4 protein-coding genes and 3 pseudogenes are annotated in these 3,082 nt (G+C 72.6%); 2 read left to right on the top strand and 5 right to left on the bottom strand.

Annotation, left to right across the window (positions count from 1 at the left end):
- Together R6V09_RS49815 and R6V09_RS49810 are read right to left on the bottom strand one after the other, a co-directional pair.
- Window positions 1–156, bottom strand: a pseudogene (locus R6V09_RS49815) (alpha/beta hydrolase); the annotation flags it as partial.
- 161 nt (window positions 157–317) lie between these two features.
- Window positions 318–509, bottom strand: coding sequence for a hypothetical protein (locus tag R6V09_RS49810; RefSeq protein ID WP_317888041.1), 192 nt, complete (start codon window positions 507–509; stop codon window positions 318–320).
- Between the two features lie 417 nt (window positions 510–926).
- On the opposite strand from R6V09_RS49810, the gene R6V09_RS49805 reads away from it, so the two are divergent.
- Together R6V09_RS49805 and R6V09_RS49800 are read left to right on the top strand one after the other, a co-directional pair.
- Window positions 927–1,277: a VOC family protein gene (locus R6V09_RS49805; RefSeq protein WP_317888040.1), complete on the top strand. Its 351-nt coding sequence runs from the start codon at window positions 927–929 to the stop codon at window positions 1,275–1,277.
- Between the two features lie 107 nt (window positions 1,278–1,384).
- The gene (locus R6V09_RS49800; RefSeq protein WP_317888039.1) at window positions 1,385–1,786 is read left to right on the top strand and encodes a MarR family winged helix-turn-helix transcriptional regulator; all 402 of its coding nucleotides are present in this window, start codon (window positions 1,385–1,387) and stop codon (window positions 1,784–1,786) included.
- A 21-nt stretch (window positions 1,787–1,807) separates the two neighbouring features.
- Here the strand turns inward: R6V09_RS49800 and R6V09_RS49795 are convergent, their stop codons facing one another.
- The 3 genes and pseudogenes from R6V09_RS49795 to R6V09_RS49785 form a co-directional block, all read right to left on the bottom strand.
- The gene (locus R6V09_RS49795; protein ID WP_317888038.1) at window positions 1,808–2,227 is read right to left on the bottom strand and encodes an MBL fold metallo-hydrolase; all 420 of its coding nucleotides are present in this window, start codon (window positions 2,225–2,227) and stop codon (window positions 1,808–1,810) included.
- A 158-nt stretch (window positions 2,228–2,385) separates the two neighbouring features.
- Window positions 2,386–2,565: pseudogene (locus R6V09_RS49790) on the bottom strand (MBL fold metallo-hydrolase); the annotation flags it as partial.
- Between the two features lie 251 nt (window positions 2,566–2,816).
- Window positions 2,817–3,082: pseudogene (locus R6V09_RS49785) on the bottom strand (LysR family transcriptional regulator); the annotation flags it as partial.

Below are 3,082 nucleotides of genomic sequence, written 5' to 3'. Positions count from 1 at the left end.
CAGCGCGGCGAGCTGCCAGGGCCGGGCGGGACGGTGGCTCGTCTCCTGGCCTCCGTGCAGGACCAGGACGGCCGCCCGTGGCCGGGCCGGACGGCGCCGGAGCAGCAGTGCGCCTCCGGGTGCGGGCGGCGGAAGTTCGGTCTCGTCCTGCTGCACGACGGTGTGCCCCCTGTCCCGGCCTCGCTCCGGCCGCGCTCCGACCTCTGCGTCCCGCGTCGCGCGGGTCACGGAGATGATCCTCTCCCGGCCGGCCCGTCGTCCCGGCCCCGGGGCGTGCGGGGGAAGCCGCTCGCAGCAGCGCGCTCATCGCCGGCGTATCACTCGGCTACCAACTGGGGCGTATGGACGGGGTGTTGGTAGGACATCCGGGCGGTCGGCACCCGGCCGACAACGACACGGTCCGCGTCGCCCGGGGTGACCACCAACGTCTCGGCGGCGGCGGGGCGTTGCGGCCGGTTCATGTAGTAACTGACCAGTACCTGGATGGAGTTGGCCGTAGAGGTCAGCATGAGGCAGTTCCAGAAGCCCGTGGTGGCGCAGGGCGCGGACGAGTGTGCCGGTGCGGATCTCGGCAGTCGGGCCGATGCGCTTGGCGATCCGGTCGACGTAGGCACGCAAGCGGCGGTCGGTCCCGCCGCCCCGGAACTCACCACCGCGGTCCGCCGGGTCGTACGTCGACGCCCTCCTGTCCCACCCCCTCGGGATCAGGGGTCCACGCGTGATCCGGAACGGGTCGGGCGGCGGATTGACCTGACGCCGGGTGGCGGGTTGGTCGGACGTCCGGTCGGCAGCCCCGCTCGGACGGCACGCAATGATCCGACGGCGCGGCAGCCGGTCAGGATTGGAGAAGCCTCCGCCCGCTCCCCCGTCCTAGCCTGAATTCACCGGCGAAATCCGTCGGACCACGTTTCACGGAGGAGCTCGCCATGACCGACGGTCTGAACACGATCATCTACCCCGTCAAGGACCTCGACCGCGCGAAGGCCCTGTTCGGCGCCCTGCTGGGAGTCGAGCCGTACGCGGACGAGCCGTACTACGTCGGCTACAAGGCCGCCGGGCAGGACGTCGGCCTCGACCCGAACGGGCACTCCCGGGGCATGACCGGACCGGTGCCTTACTGGACCGTGGACGACATCCGGGCGCGGCTGGCGGCGATGGTGGAGGCGGGGGCGGAGCTGGTCCAGGACGTCCAGGACGTCGGTGGCGGCAAGCTGATCGCCTTCGTGAAGGACGCGGACGGGAACTTCATCGGGCTGACCCAGAATCCGGCCGCCTGACACCGCCGCCGCACCGGTCGGGCCCGGCCCCGTCACCCGCGCTGGCTACTTGCACGCGCACTAGTTGCAGACTCAACGATTGGCCGGATCGGTGTTACCGTGCAGGTATGGCAGTGAAGTCGGCCGGTGCCCGGCAGCTAGAGGATCAGTGGCGGGACATCCTGTCCGTGCACGCGCGCACGATGTGCGAGATCGACCGTGTGCTGCACCCGCACGGGCTGGGTGCGAGCGACTTCGAGGTGCTGGACATGCTCGCGTCCGCGGCGCCCCGGGACGGCGATCAGTGCCGGGTGCAGAACCTGGTCGGACGGGTCCATCTCAGCCAGAGCGCGCTCTCCCGTCTCATCGGCCGGCTGGAGAAGGACGGCCTCGTGGAACGCTCCGTGTGCGTCGAGGACCGCCGCGGGGTGTGGGTCGCGCTGACCCGCAAGGGCCGCGACCTGCACGCGGAGGTTCTGCCGCTGCAACGGGGCGTGCTGGCACGGATGTTGGACGGCACACAGGAGTAGCTGCCGCCCGGCCCGCCCGCCTCACACCACGAACTCGGCTCCGTCCATGAGCACTTCGACCCCCGCTCCGTTCACCTGCGCCCGCGCGGTCGAGCCGGGGTCGAGCAGCGGGTTCGGGTTGCCGAGGTGGGTGTAGATCCGGCGGACGCCGGGGTGGCGGGCGAGGGCGGTGAGGCTGCCGCCAGGGCCGGTGACGGGCAGATGTCCCCTGCTCGGCCGACCGGTGCCTGCCACGCTCACCTCGTCCGCGCCGAAGAAGGTGCCGTCGAGCACGGCGCAGTCCGCCGTCGCCAACAGGTCGTCGAGGGCAGCCGTCCAGGCGGCGACGCGTGGTGCGTAGACGAACGACCCGCCGGTCGCCAGATCCTCGATGCGGTAGGCGACCGCCCAGCGGTCGTCCGGACGGCGGGTCGGCACGTACTCGGGAGGCCTGTCGCCCACCGGACGGGCCGTGACGACAGGCCTCCGGCCAGTACGAACCCGCCCTCGGCGAGGCCGTTGGCCCACTCCCAGGGGGCGTAGCGGTCGAGGACGGTCCGGGCCGGAGTGAGCGCGGCGAGGACGGGCTGCGGGGCGTACACCTTGAGGCCCGCCGCCCCGCGCAGCACGGTCAGGCCGGCCACATGGTGGGGCTCGGCGTCGGTGAGGAGCACGCCGCGCACGGGGGTGTCGCGCGGGCCGGGGCCCGGCCAGAGCGCGGAGGTGGCGGCGAGTTGGGTGCGGACGTCGGGTGAGGCGTTGAGCAGCCACCAGTCGCGCGCGTTGCCGGTGACGGCCACGCAGTCCTGGGTGCGCGAGGGCAGTTTCCCGTCGCGGGCGTCGGCGCACAGTGCGCAGGCGCAGTTCCACCGCGGAAAACCGCCACCCGCGGCGGTACCGAGCAGGACGACCCTCACGACGATCGCGCCCCCTTGCAGAATCGGAATCAGCGTCGAATCACCGAATCTCCCCGGGGGATCTTTCCTCCGAAACAGGCCGGACTACCCCATCGCAGGGGGCAGTTCCGGCCGATCTGCGACGGGGGCGCGCCTCAGCGCAACAGATCCCGTACGGCGGCGAAGGCCGCGTCGACCGTCGCCGGGTCGGCGCCCGGGCGGGCGAGCGCGCTCATGGGGATCGGGGTGACCGAGGGCAGGCCGTCGTACGGGGTGAGGCCGTCGGGGGCGGTGCCGACGGCGGCGAGCAGGGCGACGCCCTGTCCGGTGCGGGCGATGTCGAGGACGCCGGCGAGATAACCGGCGTCGCCGACGACCGCGGCGGGTACGCCGTGCGCGGCGAGGGTGGAGATGGCGCGGC

The organism is Streptomyces sp. W16, assembly GCF_033194735.1.
Classification (GTDB): Bacteria; Actinomycetota; Actinomycetes; order Streptomycetales; family Streptomycetaceae; genus Streptomyces.
This window is presented reverse-complemented; position numbering and strand designations above follow the sequence as displayed.

Coding starts and splice junctions, on each gene's coding strand:
- R6V09_RS49810 (WP_317888041.1), bottom strand. CDS start 509: ATGCTGACCTCTACGGCCAACTCCATCCAGGTACTGGTCAGTTACTAC.
- R6V09_RS49805 (WP_317888040.1), top strand. CDS start 927: ATGACCGACGGTCTGAACACGATCATCTACCCCGTCAAGGACCTCGAC.
- R6V09_RS49800 (WP_317888039.1), top strand. CDS start 1,385: ATGGCAGTGAAGTCGGCCGGTGCCCGGCAGCTAGAGGATCAGTGGCGG.